General features: G+C 71.4%; 19 protein-coding genes. 16 read left to right on the forward strand and 3 right to left on the reverse strand.

The features are described 5' to 3' along the window. The first annotated feature begins 262 nt into the window (after positions 1–262). The 3 genes from CC117_RS28360 (at position 263) to CC117_RS28370 (ending at position 2,198) form a co-directional block, all read left to right on the forward strand. Positions 263–1,342, forward strand: a complete 1,080-nt coding sequence (locus CC117_RS28360) for an IS110 family RNA-guided transposase (RefSeq protein ID WP_071089655.1) — start codon at positions 263–265, stop codon at positions 1,340–1,342. 157 nt (positions 1,343–1,499) lie between these two features. Then, positions 1,500–1,919: a hypothetical protein gene (locus CC117_RS28365; protein ID WP_131803150.1), complete on the forward strand. Its 420-nt coding sequence runs from the start codon at positions 1,500–1,502 to the stop codon at positions 1,917–1,919. Positions 1,920–1,985: 66 nt separating this feature from the next. Next, positions 1,986–2,198 carry a hypothetical protein gene (locus CC117_RS28370; RefSeq protein WP_071089659.1) on the forward strand — a complete coding sequence of 71 codons (213 nt, stop codon included), beginning with the start codon at positions 1,986–1,988 and terminating at the stop codon, positions 2,196–2,198. Between the two features lie 63 nt (positions 2,199–2,261). Here the strand turns inward: CC117_RS28370 and CC117_RS28375 are convergent, their stop codons facing one another. Together CC117_RS28375 and CC117_RS39445 are read right to left on the reverse strand one after the other, a co-directional pair. Beyond that, complete coding sequence (locus CC117_RS28375) at positions 2,262–2,912, reverse strand: 2'-5' RNA ligase family protein (protein WP_071089661.1); 651 nt, start codon at positions 2,910–2,912, stop codon at positions 2,262–2,264. Continuing rightward, positions 2,909–4,384 (reverse strand): hypothetical protein, encoded by a 1,476-nt coding sequence (locus CC117_RS39445; protein ID WP_407673603.1) that lies wholly within the window; start codon positions 4,382–4,384, stop codon positions 2,909–2,911. Before CC117_RS39445 ends, CC117_RS28375 begins: the two co-directional genes overlap by 4 nt. A 1,378-nt stretch (positions 4,385–5,762) precedes the next feature. Here CC117_RS39445 and CC117_RS28385 point away from each other — a divergent pair. The 11 genes from CC117_RS28385 to CC117_RS28435 all read left to right on the forward strand — a co-directional run bounded on the left by CC117_RS28385 (position 5,763) and on the right by CC117_RS28435 (position 16,033). After that, positions 5,763–6,536, forward strand: coding sequence for an ATP/GTP-binding protein (locus tag CC117_RS28385; protein WP_241830501.1), 774 nt, complete (start codon positions 5,763–5,765; stop codon positions 6,534–6,536). Between the two features lie 79 nt (positions 6,537–6,615). Next, positions 6,616–7,305, forward strand: coding sequence for an SAF domain-containing protein (locus CC117_RS28390; RefSeq protein ID WP_241830502.1), 690 nt, complete (start codon positions 6,616–6,618; stop codon positions 7,303–7,305). Then, complete coding sequence (locus tag CC117_RS28395; RefSeq protein ID WP_241830503.1) at positions 7,298–8,143, forward strand: MinD/ParA family ATP-binding protein; 846 nt, start codon at positions 7,298–7,300, stop codon at positions 8,141–8,143. The genes CC117_RS28390 and CC117_RS28395 overlap by 8 nt, the downstream gene beginning before the upstream one ends. Then, positions 8,140–9,585, forward strand: a complete 1,446-nt coding sequence (locus tag CC117_RS28400; RefSeq protein ID WP_071089670.1) for a CpaF family protein — start codon at positions 8,140–8,142, stop codon at positions 9,583–9,585. Before CC117_RS28395 ends, CC117_RS28400 begins: the two co-directional genes overlap by 4 nt. Continuing rightward, positions 9,582–10,490 (forward strand): type II secretion system F family protein, encoded by a 909-nt coding sequence (locus CC117_RS28405; RefSeq protein ID WP_071089700.1) that lies wholly within the window; start codon positions 9,582–9,584, stop codon positions 10,488–10,490. Before CC117_RS28400 ends, CC117_RS28405 begins: the two co-directional genes overlap by 4 nt. Beyond that, on the forward strand, positions 10,487–11,392 hold the full coding sequence (locus CC117_RS28410) for a type II secretion system F family protein (protein WP_071089673.1): 906 nt from the start codon (positions 10,487–10,489) through the stop codon (positions 11,390–11,392). Before CC117_RS28405 ends, CC117_RS28410 begins: the two co-directional genes overlap by 4 nt. Positions 11,393–11,418: 26 nt before the next feature. After that, on the forward strand, positions 11,419–11,613 hold the full coding sequence (locus CC117_RS28415; protein WP_071089676.1) for a hypothetical protein: 195 nt from the start codon (positions 11,419–11,421) through the stop codon (positions 11,611–11,613). A gap of 211 nt (positions 11,614–11,824) precedes the next feature. Further along, positions 11,825–12,178, forward strand: coding sequence for a TadE family protein (locus CC117_RS36760; RefSeq protein WP_256385426.1), 354 nt, complete (start codon positions 11,825–11,827; stop codon positions 12,176–12,178). After that, positions 12,175–12,621 carry a TadE/TadG family type IV pilus assembly protein gene (locus CC117_RS28425; protein ID WP_071089682.1) on the forward strand — a complete coding sequence of 149 codons (447 nt, stop codon included), beginning with the start codon at positions 12,175–12,177 and terminating at the stop codon, positions 12,619–12,621. Before CC117_RS36760 ends, CC117_RS28425 begins: the two co-directional genes overlap by 4 nt. 41 nt (positions 12,622–12,662) lie before the next feature. Continuing rightward, positions 12,663–13,055 (forward strand): pilus assembly protein TadG-related protein, encoded by a 393-nt coding sequence (locus CC117_RS28430; RefSeq protein WP_241830505.1) that lies wholly within the window; start codon positions 12,663–12,665, stop codon positions 13,053–13,055. Continuing rightward, positions 13,052–16,033 (forward strand): BTAD domain-containing protein, encoded by a 2,982-nt coding sequence (locus CC117_RS28435; RefSeq protein ID WP_071089688.1) that lies wholly within the window; start codon positions 13,052–13,054, stop codon positions 16,031–16,033. The genes CC117_RS28430 and CC117_RS28435 overlap by 4 nt, the downstream gene beginning before the upstream one ends. Here CC117_RS28435 and CC117_RS28440 read toward each other — a convergent pair. Next, positions 16,025–16,501 carry a winged helix-turn-helix transcriptional regulator gene (locus CC117_RS28440; protein ID WP_241830506.1) on the reverse strand — a complete coding sequence of 159 codons (477 nt, stop codon included), beginning with the start codon at positions 16,499–16,501 and terminating at the stop codon, positions 16,025–16,027. The two genes, CC117_RS28435 and CC117_RS28440, sit on opposite strands and share 9 nt — an antisense overlap. Before the next feature lie 412 nt (positions 16,502–16,913). On the opposite strand from CC117_RS28440, the gene CC117_RS28445 reads away from it, so the two are divergent. After that, positions 16,914–17,282 carry an SRPBCC family protein gene (locus CC117_RS28445; protein WP_241830507.1) on the forward strand — a complete coding sequence of 123 codons (369 nt, stop codon included), beginning with the start codon at positions 16,914–16,916 and terminating at the stop codon, positions 17,280–17,282. Positions 17,283–18,037: 755 nt separating this feature from the next. Further along, positions 18,038–18,871 carry a hypothetical protein gene (locus CC117_RS28450; RefSeq protein ID WP_071089697.1) on the forward strand — a complete coding sequence of 278 codons (834 nt, stop codon included), beginning with the start codon at positions 18,038–18,040 and terminating at the stop codon, positions 18,869–18,871. The last annotated feature ends 142 nt before the right edge of the window (positions 18,872–19,013 follow it).

The following is a 19,013-nucleotide window of genomic DNA, read 5'->3' on the forward strand; positions in this document are numbered from 1 at the left end:
GTCTGGTCGGGCGGCCCTGGCTGGGGTTGCTGTCAGGATCGGCGCCGATGCTCCAGCATGACCCGCAAGGTAACTGGCGACCTGGTCAGCGGTTTGCCGTGGCCCCGAGATGTCTGCCGGAGCATCGGCGCCGGCCTGATCCACCCGTTGGCTTGATCAGCAGCTTGTCCGCCTGACCGGCGTGCCCCGTCACAGTWCCGCCACGCGGTGTCTCCCAGCCCGGCCAACCAGGATCGTCCAGCCGGACAAGGAGAACACTCGTATGCCGCTGCTCGCGGACCAGATCGACGGCGTGATCGGCGTCGACACCCACCGCGACACCCTCGCCGCCGCTGTCGTGACCCCCGTCGGTGTCGTGCTCGTCAGTGCCGACGCACCCGCAAACGCCGACGGCTACCAGCGGCTACTCGAACTCGCCCGTCAGCACGTTCCCGGCAGGCGGTGCTGGGCGTTGGAAGGCACCGGTAGCTACGGCGCGGGCCTGGCCGGCTACCTCGAAGCCGCCGGCGAACGCGTCGTCGAGGTCTGCCGTCCCAAGCGCCCGGCCCACCGCGGAGGCCGCAAGACCGACGCCCTCGACGCCGTTCGGGCAGCGCGCGAGGCCCTCGTCTCCGACCATCTGATCCACCCGCGCCGCCGTGGTGAACGCGAGGCCCTACGGGTCCTGCTCGCCACCCGCGGCGCCGCCGTCCTCGCCCGGACAGCGGCGATCAACCAGCTCAAAGCTCTGATTGTGTCCGCCCCCGAAGCCCTTCGCGCGCAGTTGCGCGGCCGGACTGGCAAGCAACAGATCGCGGCCTGCCTGACGCAGGCCGCGTGCTCAACCGAGGACGTCGAGCATCGCATGACCGTGCGGGCGCTGCGGTGCACCGCCCAGCGGATCCAGACGTTGACCGCGGAGGCGAAAGAGCTCGAGAAGGAGATCCACCTACTTGTCCAGGCGATGGCGCCCGAGCTGTTGGCGCTGGTCGGTGTCGGGCCTATCAGCGCGGCGCAGATCCTTGTCAGCTGGTCGCACCCAGGGCGGTTCCGTTCCGACGCGGCGTTCGCCGCGTTCGCTGGCGCTGCTCCGATCCTCGCTTCCTCCGGCCTCACCACCCGCCACCGGCTCAGCCGAGCCGGGGACCGCCAGCTGAACAGGGCACTCCACACGATCGTTCTCGTCCGGGCCCGAGTCGACCCGGCGACCCGGGCCTACATCGCGAAGCGGACCGCTGAGGGAAAGTCCTCCCGCGACGCGCAGCGCTGCCTCAAACGCGCCGTTGCCCGCCAGGTCTTCAAGCTCCTGGAACGGAAGGAAGGATCAGCTGCCACGGCGTCCCGGGAACCCCACGCGGCTTGACAAGACATAGCAGCCTCGGGGGAAGAATTGGGCCAGGGGTGGGCCGTTTCCGCTACCTCTGGACGTACATGCCCGACGCCCCGCGGATTGTCCGGGCGCGCTCGTGCGCATCCCTGGGAACTACCGCGGTCGGCGATGTTGGGGCGAGAATGTGATCGTGTCCGAATCCCGTTCGGTTGACCGGCAACTTCGGGCGGCGGCGTCACGTTTTGGTCGACGCCGGCGAACCGTCCGGGTCGGCGTCCCCGTGCTGGTCTGCGCCCCAGGGTTCTGGCTGTGGGTCCAGCTGGTCCGCGCCGGCACCAGCGCCGGCTGGCTGGTGCTGTTCGGGACCTGGTTTGTCGGGACTGTGGGCGTCGGCCTGTTGCTCGCCAGCCGGCGGTGGCTGCTGCTGTTGGACCGCCTGCCGCTGGCGTCACCGGGATGCCGGCTGGCCTACCACGCGCTGCGCCTCGACGAGTTCGCCCACGACCCAGAGCCGCGTGGCCTCCTGAGTGAGGTTCTCGTCGACGCCGCGGACGCGCTGGACGGCGCCACGCACGCTGCCCGCGTGCTCCAGCGCAGCCTCGATCAGTAGACGCCGGCGGGTACGGCTGCCGCGGACCTCGCCGCCTACGCAGCGTCCAGCGCCGAGCAGGTCCGGGTGGACATCCTGCGCGGGGTTGAGGAGTTCCTCGCGATCTGGATCTGGGCAGACCTCGTCGCCGGGCTGGGGAGAACCGTCGAGTCCCGCCCGCGATCAGAGCTGTCCGGGTCCTCCTCTCGGGCGGATGCGACCCGGCGGGTGCCGGCAGATCTTGCCGAGATCTCGCGCGTCCTGGTCGGCCTCGCTCAGCTGGCCCTCACCCGGCCCTGAACCACCGGCCCGCCTTCCCGTTGCGACCCCGCGCCTTCGACCCGGGCGACCAGACGAGACGTGTTAAGCGCTCAGAGGGGCGACAGCCACGGTGTCCCACTGGTAGGTGCGGCCGTGGCGGTACAGCCGCACCAGCCGAAGATCGGCCACGGAGACCTCGGCCGGGGGCAGGTCACGCAGCCCCGCGACCCGGCGGATGATCGGTTCCGCAGGCATGTTGCGGTTGCTGTAGGCGATGCCGACGTGCGGACGGAAACGCCGATTGACGGCGGGCAGGCCGCAGGCGGAGGACACGTCGTCCACGGCGTCCCTCAGTCTGATCAGGGGTTCCCAGGGGGTGACGGTGAAGCGGACCGCGCCGCTTGATCCGGCCAGCGGTCCGACCCGCAGCCGGAACGCCGGCTGGTTACGGCACTGTTCGGCGACCTGGCGGGTGACTGTGGCGAGAGTGGCGGGGTCGATCTCGTCGGTGAACGCGAGCCGGCGCACGGTGAGGTGCAGCCCGTCGGCGGGTACCGGGTCGAGACAGGCGAGGTCGTGCAGCTGCTGCTGGCAGGCCGCGGCGAGGTCGCGTAGCGCGGCGCTGTCGAACGTCAGGAACCAGTGGAAGCTACGCCGGCCCGGGGTCCAGCCGGGCCGCTCCCAGTGGTCGGTCATAGACGGTAGAACCCGGAAGCGTTCCCAGTCGTCGTGGACCGGGTCGTGCTCGCTCACCGTGGCGCGCTGTGGGGCAGCGTCTGGGACACTTCGGCGAGTTCGGCGACGGCGGGTAGGGTCCGCCAGGGCGCGGTGCGGCGGGCGAGTTCCTGGCCGCGCTGGCGGATCGACTCGATCGGGGCGGCACCGGCGCGGATGAGGGCCTCGACGCCGAGCGCGGCGCTGTGTTCCGGGTCGGGGTCGGCGCCGGCCGTCAGCGCGGTGGCGACATCGAGGGTGATCAGGACGTCGCTCCACCGGGAACGGTCGGCGCCCGGCATGCTGCTGGCAGTCTGCGCGTAGCTCTGGACGAGGGCGGTGTCGCCGGTGCCGACGTGGGCGGTCGCGGCGTTCGCCGCGATCCGCGCGAAGCTGTACGCGCCGAAGGAAATGCACGGTGACATGCCCTCGGGTAGCTCGGTGTCCTCGGCGAGGTCGAACGCGCGGCCGACGGCTTCGCGCATGCCGTCGCGGTCGCCGAGTTGGCCCAGTGCGCGGGCTTCGCCGTTGACCGCCAGCCGGATCGCCTGCGGCCCGCCCGCTGCGTGGGTCTGTCCCTCACGTGCCCGTTCCAACGCCAGCCGGTAGTCACCGGCGTAGTAGGCGCACAGGCTTTCGGTGCCCCGTACCCAGGCCGCCAGATCGCTGTCCTCGACGGCCACCGCGAGGGTGAACGCCTCCACGCAATAGGCACGCGCGAGTGGGAAGTCCCCGAGGTTCACCGCCATATAGCCGGCCAGTCCCGACAGCCGCCCAGCGGCCCGCAGCAGCCGGATACGGTCCCGGGGCAGCTGCCAGCCCTCGACGAGGGTTTGCACGCTCTTCCGCTGGYGTACAACAAGAGGCATAAAAAACGCTGGGTCCCGCGCCTCATAGGAGGCGACACAGTCCTCGATGAAACCGTCGATATAATCGAGGAAAGGCGTTTGCGTGGAGGGTCCTGCGAAATATTGCAACCGAAGGCCGACGTCGAGCAGTTCCGCCTGCCGGTCAAACCCGCCACCAAGGGAAGCGGTCACCTCCGCGACCGAGGTCATCGCCGGAGCGGGCGTTCCGATGCCTTTTACGACTATCTCGACCTGCGCCGCGTCCCTGGGCTTCGGTAGTTCTTCGTGTCTGACCCGCATGGTTTTCGTCGTCTTGCTGATAAGGAGACTGTCGGCGGGGGTGAGGTGTTCACGGTCGTCGAGGTCGATCAGGTTGTGGATGCCGGTGCCGTAGACCTCGGCGAGCAGCGCGAGGATCTGGGGGGTGGGCCTGCGGCGGTTGTTCGGCAGCGGCCAGTTCTCCAGCTCCGACAACCGCGGGCCGGTCATAGTGGCGGCGCCATGGGGGTCCAGACCGGCACGGGCGGCGTGGGCGTTGATGTGGTTCGCGGCCTGCGTCTGGGTCCAGCCGTGCGCGACGCGGTAGGCGGCGCGGGGGCGCAGCTGGTAGCGGCGGGCGAACTCGACGGCGATCTCGTCGTGGGACATGCCCGCCGTGCGCATCCGCGCCCGTAGCTCCGCCTGCTCCACCCGCAGGCTGGGCCTGGTCGTCACGAGGTCTTGGACTCCTCTCTCGTCACGCACCAAAGCGGGTGGCGGACGGCGAGTCGGAATGCGCCAACAGTAGCCCTCGACGCTCCTCCTCCCAAGTGGTCCAGCAGCGTTCGCTGCGCCGTGCCCCTCGGGCTCGACCTGCCTTGGGGTGCTCGCGGCTGTCGAAGGGCGCCTGTGGGTGTGGTGCGGGTCGTCGGCGGTGCCCGCGTTGGCGCGGCTTGCTGTCCGCCTATGGCCGCGGTTCGACGAGGACCTGTGCACGCCTCAGATAGCCCGTTCAGGCCATGACAGCGATCTAGTGCAGTAGTCCGATCGGGTGGGTAGTGGCTAGTTCTAGTGAGTCATTTCTCGCTGGGAAGCCGGTCCTACTGCGCAGTGGGAACGCTGCGAGGCAACACGGTCGGAGTAGTCCTAGATGGAGGGTTTTCCGTGCCAGGTCGAGTTGGTCGTTCGTTGGAATTTCCTGCGAGGTGGGCACTGTGGCGGTCCGGGCTCGTACACCACGACTGCGCCGGCGGGCTCAGCGGGACGCCGCCGGTGCCCTGACTGCTGCCGTGGTGCTCCTCGCCGCCTGTAGCTCCGGCGGTTCCGCGCCTGACCCGGCCGCGAGCAGCGGCGCGGTCTCCTCACCGGCGCCGTCAAGCGGGACGCCGTCCCCGACGCCGACGTCTCCGGCGGACCTCGCCCGTCGGGATGCGGTCGCCGCGTACCTCGGGATGTGGAAGGCCGATGCGCAGGCTGGTCGCACTGCGGACTGGCAGGCGCCGTATCTTTCCCGCTATGCCTCGGGCGAGGCTTTGCAGGTCCTCACAGGTGGCCTCTATGCGGATCACGCCAATGGGCTCGTCTCTCGGGGGGAGCCCATCAACAGGCCAGAGGTCACGTCGGTGGAGCCACCGGAAGCACCGAAAACTGTGATGATCTCGGACTGTAGTGATAGTCGAGATTGGGTGCGGTATAAGGCTGACGGTTCAGCTTTTACGGATACGCCCGGTGGGTTTCACAGAATCGTGGCGGAGGCGCGCATTCACACCGATGGCCTTTGGCGGGTGACCCAGTTCGGTGTAGGCGCGGTGGGATCGTGCTGAGGCGAAGCTGTGTCGTTGCTTTGATGGCTCTCGCGGTCGGCGTGAGTGCTTCGCCTGCTTTCGCGAACGGCTACGGCTCGACTGAGTGTGACCAGAATCCTTATCCGGGGTGCGATCTTCTGGCGGGCAGCGGCGGGGAGGCCGCAGTCCCAATACCGGACGGTGGTCCCTCATCCGCCAACGACCTTCCTGGATCGAGAGGCGGTCAACCGCGTAGCGTGCCTCCTGGCGACAGGTCGTTGAGTGAACCGTCACTCGCGCACGCGGATTGCTCGTACGTCCGCAGTGACTATCAGCCGCCCGCGGGCGGTGTGCGGCCCGCCTCCTATCAGCTGCCGGCAGCGGGCGGCCTGGTGGTGCGACCGGCGGTGTGGAACTCGTCGGGCCCGTCGGTGCGTCCGGTGGCGTCGCAGCCGGGGCAGGGGCCGGGTGCTTGGTACATCTACCAGTGCGCGACGGGCGGCGAGCAGGACGCACTGTACCGGGCGCCGGTGTGGATTCCGGATGCGGCGCCGGGGGCTGCGCCCGCGCCGGACCCGGAGGCGCTGGCAGAGCAGGCCCGCAACCAGCTCCGGCTGGCCGGCCCGGCGATCGTGATGAGCCCGGTCGCCGACCAGCTGGTGCGACTGCCGACGTGGCTGTGGCTCGACCCCGCCGGGTGGAACCAGGTGGCGGCGACGGCCGCGGCGGGTGGGGTGTCGGTGACCGCAGTCGCCCAGCCCGTGCAGGTGGTCTGGTCGCTGGGGGATGGCGGAACGGTGACCTGCACCGGTCCGGGCACGCCGTTCCCGGCCGGAGCCGATCCGAAGGGCGCCTCGCCGGACTGCGGCTACACCTACACCCACCGGTCGCTGGACACGCCGGGCGGGACGTTTCCGGTGACGGCGACGGTCCGCTGGGACGTGACCTGGGCCGGGGCCGGCCAGACAGGCGCGTTTCCGGGGCTGACGACCGTGTCGACGACGCAGGCCAGGGTGATCGATGTCCCCGCGCTGACGACGGACGGTGGCTGATGACGACCATGACCCCCACGATGCGGGCGAGCGGGCCAGGCGGCCACACCGGTGACAGCCCGGTGGGCGGTGCCCGGTGGTGACGGCTCCCTCCTCGACGCCGCGCGCGGCCGGTCCGGACCGCGCGGGCCGGCGAACCAGCGGCGCCCCTGCGGCCCGGTTGACCGGCGGTCCGCGGCGCCGTCGCCGGGTTCCGTATCTGCTGCTGGGTGTGGTGCTGGTGGTGGGTTGTGCCGTCGCTGGCCTGGTCGCGGGCGCGCGGGTGGGGTCGCGGGAGCCGGTGCTGGTGCTCGCCCGGCCGGTGACGGTCGGCCATGTTCTGGCCGCCGGGGACGTGCGGGAGGTGCGGATCTCCGTCGACGGAGTCGACACCATCGGCGCCGGCGAACGGGACAGTGTGCTCGGCAAGCCGGTCGCCTACAGCCTGCCGGCGGGCACGGTGCTCAGTCGGGCGGCGGTCGATGCCGCGCAGGTCCCGCCGCCGGGGGAGGCGATCGCGGCGGTGGCGTTGAAGGCCGGCCAGTTCCCCACCGGCCTGGCGGCCGGTTCGCGGGTGACGGTCGTGGTYGCTCCCGCGACCAGCGCGGTGTCGACCGCGTCGGCGGGCGGCGCCGAGTCGTGGCCGGCGACGGTCGTGGCTGTGGTGGCGGCGGACACCGAGCAGACGACGGTGGTCTCGCTCCAGCTCGCCGAGGCCGACGCCCGCGCGTTGGCGGCGGCGCCGGCCGGGCAGATCGGCGTTGTCACGGTCAACGGATCGAATGGGTGACCTCGTGATCATCGCTGTGGGGTCGTTGAAGGCGTCGCCGGGGGCGACGACGCTCGCGCTGGCACTGGCGGACCGCTGGCCCACCGATGGCGGAGACCCGCTGGTGGTGGAGGCAGACCCCGCTGGCGGTGACCTGGGCGCACGGTTTGGACTGCTGGCGGGCGGCCGAGGGTTGGTGACACTCGCGGCTGCCGGCCGTCGAGGCGGCGGGCAGCGCTCCGCGGAGGACCACGCCCACCAGCTGCCCGGCGGTCTGGAGGTCATCTCCGCGCCGGCGGGCGCCGAGCAGGCCAGCCAGGTGCTGGGCGAGCTGGATGGTGGGGGCTGGTCGTTGCTGTGGTCCGCGGCGCGGGCCGGCGGCCGGACGGTGATCGTGGACTGCGGTCGTCTCGATCCGTGGTCGCCCGCGGGGCCTGCGCTGCGGGCAGCGGATGTGCTGCTGCTCGTGGTGCGGGCTCGGGACGAGGAGCTTGCGCATCTGGCGGCGCGGATGCACGTGGTGCAGGGCTGGGCGCTGCCGGCCTGGTATGTGGTCGTCGTCGCCCAGCCGCACCGGGCACCGGACTACCGGGTTCGGGAGATCGCCCGGGTGCTGGGGTCGCGGGTGCTGGGTCCGGTGCCCTACGACACCACGGCCGCGGAGGTGCTGGCCGGTCGTCGCCAGACCCGTACCGGGATCGGACGGTCGAAGCTCGGCCGGACGGTGGCGGGCATCGCCGGCTATCTCGCCGCCACGGTGCCGGCCGGCTCGGAGCGCCCGGCGCTGGGTGCGGCGCCGGCCGGGTCCAACGGCCGGGCCGCGTTGCCGCCGACCCCGACGCGGACGGTGCCGCGATGACGATCCCGTCCCGGCCCGACCCGCACCGCCCTGCGGCCCCCGGTAACGGGGCGGGCTGGTCCGGTCCGCTCACTGCCTGGAGCGGTGGTGGGGGTCCGGCCGCGCCGACCGATCTTCCGGGCCGGGCCTCGGGGTCGGCGGCCGACGCCCTACGCGACCGGCTCCGGGACGGGCTGCGGGCTGCGCTCGCCCGCCGGCTACGCGCGGACGAGGACGCCGGCTCCCCGCCGCTGACCGCAGGCGCGCGGGAGGCGTTCGCCCTGTCCGTGCTCGTGGATCTGACCGAGGCGCACACCAGCGCCGAGCTGGCCCGCGGTGCGGGGGTCCTGACGCCGGAGGACGAGCAGCGCGTCATCCACGAGGTCCTCGCCGAGGTCCTCGGTCTCGGTGGCCTCGAACCGCTTTTGGCCGATCCGAGCATCGAGAACATCAACATCAACGGGGACCGAGTCTTCGTCCGCCGGGCGGATGGCAGCCGGCAGCGGCTGCCGGCGATCACCGACTCGGACACCCAGCTGGTCGGGCTGATCCGGGACCTGGCCGCCCACGCCGGGGTGGAGGAGCGCCGTTGGGACCGCGGCGCCCCCATGGTCAACTTCCACCTGGCCGACAAGAGCCGCGTGTTCGCGGTCATGGCGGTGACGGCACGGCCGAGTGTGTCGATCCGCCGGCACCGGTTCCGCCACGTCACCCTGTCCGCGCTGCGCGCGAACGGCACGATCGACTACGGCTTGGAGGCGCTGCTGGCCGCGCTGGTGGCGGCGCGGAAGAACATCGTGGTCGCCGGGGGCACCACGATCGGGAAGACCACGATGCTGCTCGCGTTGGCCGACCAGATCCCGCCACACGAGCGGCTGGTGACCGTCGAGGACGTGTACGAGCTCGGGCTCGACGCGGACGAGCGGGCCCACCCGGACGTCGTGGCCATGCAGGTCCGCGAACCCAACACGGAAGGCGAAGGCGCGATCTCCGCCTCCGATCTGGTGCGGGCCGCGCTGCGGATGTCTCCGGACCGGGTGATCGTCGGCGAGGTCCGCGGGCCCGAGGTCATTCCGATGCTCAACGCGATGTCTCAGGGCAACGACGGCTCGATGACCACCCTGCACTCCTCGACCAGCCGCGGCGTGTTCACCCGGCTGGYCTCCTATGCCGTTCAGGGCCCGGAACGGCTTCCCGTCGAGGCGACGAACCTGCTGATCGCCTCGGCTATCCACGTTGTCGTCCACCTGGCCGAGCCCCGTGGGGAACGCGGCCGGCGGGTCGTGTCGTCCGTGCGGGAGGTGGTCGACGCCGACGGCACCCAGGTGGTCACGAACGAGTTGTACCGGCCGGGCCCGGATCGCCGTGCCCTGCCGGCGGCGCCCCCGACCGGGGAGCTGCTCGACGACTTGGTCGATGTGGGGTTCGACCCGGATGTGCTGTCCCGGGGGTGGTGGGGATGACCGGTGTGTTCGGGCTGCTCGGCCTGGGTGTCGGTGCGGGCCTGCTCCTGATCGTCTATGGCTGGCGCGGTGTGCCCGACGAAGACACGCACCGTCCCGCGCACCGGCCGTGGGCGTGGCCGTGGCAGACCGATCCGCGGTTCGCCCGATGGGCCGCCGGCTCGGTCGCCGTGGGGATCGTGGCGGGGGCGGTGACCGGCTGGGTCGTCGGCGGGCTGCTGATCGCCATGGCCGTGTATGGGCTGCCGCGGATGCTGGGCCCGGACCGGGCCCAGGCCCGGCAGGTCGCCCGCACCCAGGGCATCGCGGTGTGGGCCGAGCAGCTGCGTGACACCCTCGCGGCAGCGGCTGGGCTGGAGCAGGCGATCCTGGCCACCGCGCAGACCGCGCCGGCCGCGATCCGCGACGAGGTCGCGGTGCTGGCCGCGCGGATCAACCGCCGGGAGCGGCTCGGACCGGCGCTCCGCGGCCTCGCCGACGACCTGGACGATCCGCTAGCCGACCTGGTCATCGGCGCCCTGATCCTGGCCAGCGAGCACCAGGCCCGCCAACTGTCCGGGCTGCTGGGCCAGCTCGCCGCCACGGCCAGGTCCCAGGTGGACATGCTGGGCCGCATTGAGGTCGGTCGGGCCCGGATGCGCACCACGATGCGGGTCGTTGTCGTCACCAGCATCGTGTTCGCCGGCGGGCTGGTCGTGTTCAACCGGCCCTTCCTCGACCCCTACGGCACGGCTGCGGGTCAGCTGGTCCTGCTCACCATCGGGGCGATCTTCGCCGGTGGGTTTGTCTGGCTTCGACGCATGGCGCGGATCGAGAACCCCGGTCGCTTCCTCGACCTGGACGATCCGACGGCGCCGCAGGCCCCGGGGACGGCCCCGGCGACGGCGGGGTGGGAGTCCCGATGAGTGTCCTGCTGATGCTGCTCGGCGTCGGGGCCGGGGTCGGCCTGTGGGCGCTGGTCGTGTGGCTGTTTCCGCCACGGCCCTCTTTGGATGAGGTTATCGCCCGGCTCAACCCGGCCCCAGCCTCGCCCGCTACCCCGAGGACAGTGCCGGCGGAGCAGGACGGGTGGGCCGTGCGGATGGGCCGGCCGGCAGTTGGACTGCTGCGCGCTGCCGGCCTGCCGACCGTGGCGCTGCGCCAGGACCTGGCGACGCTTGGCCGTTCCCCCGAGGCCCATCTCGCCGAGAAGGCGACGGCTGCCGTGGCCGGCCTGCTGTTTCCCTCCGTGGTGGGGCTGGCCTTCGCAGCGGGAGGCCGGCCGTTTCCGTGGGCGGTGCCGGTCGCGGTCGCCTTGCTGCTCGGCGTCGTCGGGTTCCTGCTACCCGACCTGACCGTGAAAGCCGAGGCCGATCGGCAGCGCCGCGGCTTCCGCTACGCCTTGTCGGCCTACCTGTCACTGATCCAGGTGCTACTCGCCGGCGGCGCCGGGGTCGAGACCGCGCTGACCGACGCGGCGGCGATCGGGAACGGCTGGCCGTTCGTGGCGCTTCGCCGCGCGCTGCGTACCGCCCGGGAGACCCGGATCAACCCCTGGGCCGCGCTCGGTCAGCTGGGGACGGAGCTTCAGATCGCCGAACTCGTCGAGCTGGCCGACGCGGTCGCACTCGCGGGCACCGAAGGCGCCCGCGTCCGTCAATCCCTTGACGCGAAAGCCACCGCGCTGCGCGTCCGCCAGGCCCAGGACGCCGAAGCCGACGCCAACGCCGCGACCGAACGCATGAGTATCCCCGGCGTCCTCATAGCGATCGGTTTCATCCTCTTTGTCTTCTATCCCGCCCTGACCCAGATCAGCCGCTCCCTGTAAACGATTTTTCGACCATCGGAGGAACCGTGTCCGGCCGTCTCCAGACCTGGTGGTCACGCATCCGCGACCGCTACACACAGACGCCGCCGGATGAACGCGACCGGGGCTCCACCACCGAGAACGTCATCTGGATCGCTTTCCTGGCGGCACTCGCGCTGACCGTGATCGGTATCTTTGGCCCGCAGATCTTGGACGCCGCGCGCAGCGTGGTTTTCCAGTAGCAGGGCTCCGGCGATGGCAGCCCGGCACCGTCCGGTCAAGGATCGACGCCGTCCCCACCCAGGCCGCCCTGGACCGGCACGCCGGYCCGCTGGGGGCAGTCCCCGCGCGTCTCGACGGGCGCTCCCAAGGTCTCGCAGTATCCGACCGGACCAACGGCGGCGGTGCGCACAGCCCACGCCGGCGCTTCGCCGTCACCAGGACGCTGGGGCGCTGACCGTCGAGATGATTTTCGTGCTGCCCCTGCTATTCACGGTCGTACTGCTGCTCGCGCAGGTCACGATCTGGGCGCACGCCAGCCACATCGCCCAGGCCACCGCCAGCCGGGCGCTCGCCGCCACCCGCGCCGACGGCGGCACCATCGCCGCCGGCCACGCCCAGGCGAAGGCCACCCTCGATCAGCTCGGCCCCTCCAGCCTCACCAGCCCCCAGGTCACCATCACCCGCGACGGCGAGACGGCGACCGTCCACGTCCACGGCATCGCCGCCAGCGTGATCCCTGGGCTTCGACTCGGGATCGACGCCGACGCGGCCGGGCCCGCCGAGCAGCGGCGGCCGGCCCCGTGAGCCGCGAACCCAGGTGCGCTCATCATGGTCCTGACCGGGGGTCGGCCACCGCCGAGCTCGTGCTGATCCTGCCGGCGCTACTGCTCATGCTGCTGTTCCTCGTGCTGTGCTATCGGATCTCGGATGCCAAGCTGCGGATGGCGGACGTCGCGCACCAGGCCGCCCGCGCCGCGTCGATCGCCCGCACCCCCGCCCAGGCCAGCGCCGACGCCCGCGCCACCGCGCAGACCGCGCTGGCCAGCGCCGGGGTGACCTGCCGGGATCTGACGGTCGACACCGAGACGGCCGGGTTGGCACCAGGTGCGCTGGTGCGGGTGACCCTGACCTGCACGACCCAGCTGGATGATCTTGCAATGTTGGGAACCCCGGGCAGCGCGACCCTCCACGCCAGCTCCACCTCTCCGGTAGACACCTACGGCGACCAGATGGGACAGGCACCGTGAGCCGCGGGCGGCCCGGCCGTCATGGGCGGGATGAGGGGACGGTGACCGCGTTCGTGGTGGTGCTGTTCGGCGCGTTCGTCATGTTCGGCGGGCTGATCGTAGACGCAGGTGGTGCACTGGCCGACAAGACCACTGCGATGGGCGTCGCGCAGGAAGCGGCCCGCGCAGGCGCCCAGCAGATCGACCTGACCGTACTCCGTCAGGGTGGCACGGTCCGGTTGCTGCCCGACCAGGCGGTCGCCGCCGCCCAGTCCTACCTCGCCCAGGCCGGCGCCACCGGCACCGCGACCGTCATCGACAACACGGTCACCGTCACCGTCACCGCTGTGCACGACACCCTGCTGCTGGGTGTGGTCGGGCTCGACACCCTCACGGTGACCGGGACGGGAAGCGCCCACCCAGCCCCACCAGCACCGGCCGGAGCCGTCCCGTGAGCCGGCCGCCCGCACGCCGCCGGCCCCACCGTGCCCGGCGCCGGAGCACCGCGGGTCTGCTGCTGGTCGGTCGGCTGCTGCGCGCGGCGATCGCCCTGACCGCGCTGGTCGCCCTGGTCGGCGGCCTGCCCTGGGCGCTGTGGCACTTCGTCGGCTGGCCCCTGCCCCACGAGGTGCCGACCTGGGAGGAGGTCTCGGCGCGGCTGACCGGGCCGATGGACGACACGCTGCTCCTGGATGTCCTCGCGGTGCTGTTGTGGCCGCTGTGGTTCGCCTTCGCGGTCTCTGTCGCGCTGGCCGTGCCCGAGGTGGTGCGGGAGGCCCGCTGGCCCGGTCACGGCGTTGCGCTGCCGGTCGGCGGGATGCGCGGGTTCGCCACCTTCCTGCTCGGCGCGGTCCTGCTCACCGTCGTCCAGTCCCGCGGCCCGCTGACCCCGGCCAGTGGTCCCGCCACCACCACGGCGGCGGCCACCGCACCCGTCACCCCGAGCTTCGTCACCGTCGCGACGGCCACCCCGATCGAAACGGCGCTGCCCACAGCGGCGCCGGGCACCGCGGTGGTGCAGCTGCCGGCCAACGGTGTCTACGACTCGCTGTGGCGGATCGCGGACCGCTGCCTGGGCGACGGCGCCCGCTGGCCGGAGATCTGGGCGCTCAACCACGGCGTTGCCCAGGCCGATGGGCGTGCGTTGACCCAGCCGGGCCTGATCCGTCCCGGCTGGGTCCTGAGCCTGCCAAGCCCGCCGCCCGCTGTCACGCCTCCTGGCGATCAGGCACCTTCCAGCCCTCCGACCACGCCCCCGAGCGGCCAGGCGCCTGCCAGCCCCGCGCCGTCGACTCCACCGACGACCGTCAGCCCACCCGCGACCAGCCAGCCCGCCACCCCGACCCCCACGGCCAGCACGCCTACCCCGGGCGGCGCCGCGCCGCCGCCGACCGCCAGCCCGTCTACCGGCCCGGCCTCGCCCACCCCCACGACCGTGCCGCCGACCACGCCGGCCGCGCCGTCTACGCACCCGTCCGCCCCGGCCCCGCCCCGGGCTCCAGGGGTGACGTTCCCGTCCGGCGGCTACCTCGGATTGGGAGCGGTCGCGCTGCTGGTCGTCGCGCTGTTCTCCATGCGGCTGTGGCGGCGCCGCCACTATGTGCCCGGCAGCGGTGTGCGCGACGACCTGGACGAGCCGCCGGTCATCCGCCAGCTCGCCGTCGCCTACAACGCAGCCACCGCCGAACGTGACGCCGACGGCGAGCTGGTGGTCGTGCGCCCGCCCGGCGACCCGCACATCACCGGCCGCCGCCACGCGACAGCCACCGCCACCGCCCACGCCGCCCCACCCGGCACCCGAGTCGTCGGCACGACCGGCGACGGCCAGCCCCTCGCCCTCGACCTGGCCGCCACCCGCGGCCTCGGGCTGATCGGACCCGGCGCTGACGCCGCGATCCGCGCCCTGCTCGTCGCGCTGCTCGCCGATCGTCACCAGCCCGCCGCCGGACCCGTTGAGGTCCTCATCCCGGCGGCCGACGTGCGGCGGCTGCTGGGTGAGGGCACCACCGCCGCGCCGCCGCAGCGGCTGCATGTCGTCGCCGACCTGGCCACGCTGCTGGACCGGCTGGAAGCCGACGTCGTCACCCGGGCGCGACGGGCCGCGGCAGGGGAGGACCCGAGCCGGTCGACCCTGGTCGTCATCGCCGCCCCCGACCAGACCTCGGACCGCCGCCTTCAGGCCGTCCTCGACAACGGCTCCCCGCTCGGCGTAGTCGGCATCCTCTACGGGCAGTGGCGGCCTGGGGCGACCGCCCGGGTAAGGCCCGATGGCGTCGTCGGCGCCGCCAGCCCCGACATCGCCGCCGCCCTGACCGGCAACCGGCTGTTCACCCTGCCCGAGGCCGCCACAACCGACCTGCTCGACCTGCTCGCCGACGCCGACGCACCGGCCACCAACCAGGAGGAATTCAGGCGGGCAAACCCTACCCAGGGGCCCCCGCCCCCACCGCCCGCCTCCGCGCCGCCCCCCAGTAGCGCCCCTCCCGCCCCGGCCGACGTCGACAGCCCAAGCGAGGCACAGCGGCGGCTGGAGCCGGACGAGCCACCACCTGGTGGTGGGGGTGCCGCCGCGACCGAGGCTGACGAAGCACCGCCCCCGCCTCCGTCGGCGCCCGCCGTCGCTGTGCCCGCCGCGTCGCCGCGCGCACCGGAGGTGACCACACCGCTGCTACTCACCCTGTTCGGCAGGTGGCAGCTGTCCTACCGGCCGACGCCGGACAGCGAACCCCACACGGTCGAGGGCATCGGGATCAAGGGCCGTGAGCTCGTGGCCTACCTCGCCGCTCATACCGGCTGGGTCCGCCGCGACACCCTCATCGAAGCGGTCTGGCCGGACGACGGCGAACCCCGCCACCGGATCGACAACCGCTTCTACGCCGCGCTCAGCCCGCTGCGCCGAGCCCTGCGCCGCGCCACCGACGGGGCGATCGATGACCTGTTCGAGCAGAACGAAGGCCGCTGGCGGCTGCGTACCGACCTGCTCACCGTCGACCTCTGGCAGATCCAGGACGCCCTGGAGGCGCGCCGACGGGCTACGACGACCSCGCAGGAGATCGCCGCGATCCTGCCGCTGACCGGCCTCTACACCGGCCACCTCGCCACGGACCTCACCGGCACCTGGGCCGAGCCCCCCCGGGAGCATCTGCGCCGCCAGGTGACCGACGCGCTGACCAGCATCCTCGCCTCCCTCAGCGAGGCAACCCCCGAGCGTCTCGACCTGCTCGACACGCTGCGCCGTCTCGACCCGATCAACGAGCAGATCTACTGCCAGATCGCCCRCACCCAGGCCCACCTCGGCCACCACGACGCGCTCACGGTCACCTACGGCCAGCTGGTCGACGCGCTGGCCGACCTCGACCAGCGGCCCTCCGCGGACACTGACCGCCTCTTCCAGGAGCTGATGCGGGGCCCGCAGAACAGTCGTTCAGCGTGAGCGCGACCGGCGGGCCTTCGTGCCGTTCTTCCTGCGCCGGCGCCGTTCCGCCCAGATCCGCCGATCCAGCTCCAGCAGGTCCTCGTGCGCCGCAGCCCATTGCGCCATCGGCAGCACCAGCCTGACCAGTTCCATCGCCGCCGGCGTCAACCAATACACAGAGGTGAAGGGCCACTGCTGGCCCCGGTCGCGCTCGACCAGCCCACGGTCCTGCATCCAACGCAGCGTCCGGTGCAACACCGAGTCCCGCAACACCGGCTGCGCCCACCGCCGCCCCCGGGCCACCTCGTAGGACCGCAGCACGCCCAGCAAGCCGGTGTAGGACAGCGGCTCACGCGACAATGCCACCAGCACGTCCGGCAGCCACTCAGGCGCCAGCGTGAGCCTCAGATCATGCAACAGGATACGGCGATCAGGATCAGACAGATCTCCATCGAGCGACACACAAACCCCCACGGAAAGATCCACAGACCCGGCGGATCTGTGCTGACCGTTCCGCCGCGCAGCGCGACCCCCTCCCGGTCGCGGATGTCCCCGCATCCCTGCGTGACGGGCACTTCACCCCAGGCTGCACCATCTACACATACGTGACAATCCGATTCGGCACTGTCACGAGCGGCCGGCCGCCGGACCGCCGGCTCRCCACAAGAGGCCGATCACGCTGCGACACCCCTGAATACCTGCGAAGACGCCGCTATTCGTGGCGGTAGACCCGACAGAGAGCACTCACTGTCCTGGGTGGCCATGACGCACGTCACGTCGGCCTGACCGGCGACGAGACCACCCCGGACCGCCCGCCGCGGTGTATTCCGCTCGCCTGCCTACCGTCGAAGACGTGTACGCGACGCAGGTGAGCTGGCGGATCCGGGCACCGCGGCCAGTGGTCTACCGGACGCTGCTCAATCCCGACCCGATCGCCGGCCGGCGCGCCCCCGCCGGGATGCGGGGCCAGGTCCACACCTTCGACGCCCGCGGAGGCGGCGCCTTCCACGGCCGCTTCCTGCGGCTCGCCCCCGACACACAAGTCGTCGAACAGATCGCCTTCGAGGCCGACGATCCGCTCGCGGCCATCGCGATGATGACGACCCTCAGTGACGCCGCAGCCGGCGTCACCACCGTCCTCGTCGCCCACCACGGCATTCCGGACGTCATACCTGCCGCCGAAGCCGGAATCGCGACCCGCATGGCCCTGGCTAAACTCGTCGAGAAAGACCAGCCCTCGCTAACCGAAAGGCTCCGCCGGCAATAGGCTCGTACCCGGGTCGTCCGTCGACGTCGGTATCGCGGCAATCGGCCAGCGCAATCCACGGTGCATTCGCCTGCAACGGGAGCGGATTCCAGTCGCGGAGCCTGGCATGCATCCCCCAATGTCGGCCACGCGCCCTGCGCTCGCTCGGCGGCGATCCCGCATACCTATCCGGCCGAGGAATCCAGCCGCCGAAAGGTGCGGATCGTCGGCAGCCAGCACAGCCCCCAGAGAGCACAGTGTAACAGCAAAGACACGGCCTGTGCGAGGCCCTGACCGCGGGCCCGACCGGGGACCTGACCGTGTACCTACTTAGCAGGTACACGCTCGCCTCACAGCGGCGCAGGTCAGAAGCCTGCTGGGTGCACCTAAGTGGGCCAAGACTGGGCTGCGAGGTAACGAGCTGATAGTCGGCTGGTCCGGCGGTGCGGACCGTGGCGGGCGCGGGTTAGGTGGCGGCGGCTTGAGGTGCGGTAGGGAATGACGTATGACCCCGTTTCCTTGACACGCCTTTCCGCCTTTCTGCCTTTGTTCTTGGTTTTGGCTTTTGCTTTTCACCTGCCCTTTCTCCTTTCCTTCTTCTCGCCTTCGTTGTTGTCGGCAATCCGGCGATATCCTGGCCTGACAATCCCCAAAAGAATCTTGAATTGATGGACGAATGGGGGTTGAATTCGGACGTGCATAGGTGGAGAATTAGATATCGGCACCGGGCGAGGGAGAACCCCCCGGGAACCAATCCCCTGTAAGGAAGGTCTGTCATGGGCAACCCCGTTTTCACGTCGGACACGCCGTCCGCGCTTCCGGGCGCGCGCGTCCAGCCGGACGACATGGCGCGGGTCACTGACAGTGACTGGCAGGACATCCGGACCATCGCGCGGAAGTACTGCCGCACGGTGAACTTCACCCGGTCGCGCAAGCGCATGGACGGTAACACCACCATGGCGGGCGGACCGTTCGGCAAGTACGGCACGGCAGACGTCAGTGACGACGTCACCCAGGACGCCGTACTTCTGTTCGCTCAAAACCTCGCGAAGATCAGCGGCCGGTTTCAGCCTGCCTCCCTGTCGGTCGCGACGCGCGAGCCTGACTCCTGGCTTTACGTGACAGGCAAGGGTCGGGAGTTCGTCGCAGACCGAAAGATGATCATGGGATGGGCGGTCAAGGACGCTGCCGCGCGGAACGGCTTCCGGACGGACGAAGATCCCGACGAAATGGACGCGACACCGGGTGAGCAGTACATGCGGGGCGTGGCACACGCGGAGTTCGTCGCCACGGGCAGCTACCTCGCCAGCATCAGCGACGTGGTGTGGGGTTCGGCCTACGGGGACGGTCAGGACTTCCCTGTGATCGATCGTGTCCTAGCGGAAGGCAGCAACGCGGACGACATCGGACGGGCCGGAGTGCTCTCCCACGTGGCACAGCAGCTCTACGGCGGACAGTACGGGTCCCGCCGCGCCGTCCGCCGTGCCCGTGACGCTGCCCTAGCCGAACTCCGGGAACTCACACAGCGGCTGGACGAAACGCGCGAGATGCTCGCCTACAGCGCCACGCGGCGCGACAAGCGGCGTACGGGAGCGCTTCCCGACGACTGACCTACCTGGCCGAAAGGGGCACCGGGCGCACCTAGCCCGGTGCCCCTTTCGGCTTTCCGGAGCGCTTTTCAGCCGGACGGTTGGAGCGTTCCCGACGTCGCATCAAGGTGAGGGACTTCCGCACTCTGGTACGCACGACGGA

Source organism: Parafrankia colletiae, from assembly GCF_001854655.1.
Classification (GTDB): Bacteria; Actinomycetota; Actinomycetes; order Frankiales; family Frankiaceae; genus Parafrankia; species Parafrankia colletiae.

Bases quoted from the DNA above. Each gene is read 5' to 3' on its own strand.
- CC117_RS28360 (WP_071089655.1), top strand. From the start codon at position 263: ATGCCGCTGCTCGCGGACCAGATCGACGGCGTGATCGGCGTCGACACC.
- CC117_RS28395 (WP_241830503.1), top strand. From the start codon at position 7,298: ATGGGTGACCTCGTGATCATCGCTGTGGGGTCGTTGAAGGCGTCGCCG.
- CC117_RS28405 (WP_071089700.1), top strand. From the start codon at position 9,582: ATGACCGGTGTGTTCGGGCTGCTCGGCCTGGGTGTCGGTGCGGGCCTG.
- CC117_RS28410 (WP_071089673.1), top strand. From the start codon at position 10,487: ATGAGTGTCCTGCTGATGCTGCTCGGCGTCGGGGCCGGGGTCGGCCTG.
- CC117_RS28450 (WP_071089697.1), top strand. From the start codon at position 18,038: ATGGGCAACCCCGTTTTCACGTCGGACACGCCGTCCGCGCTTCCGGGC.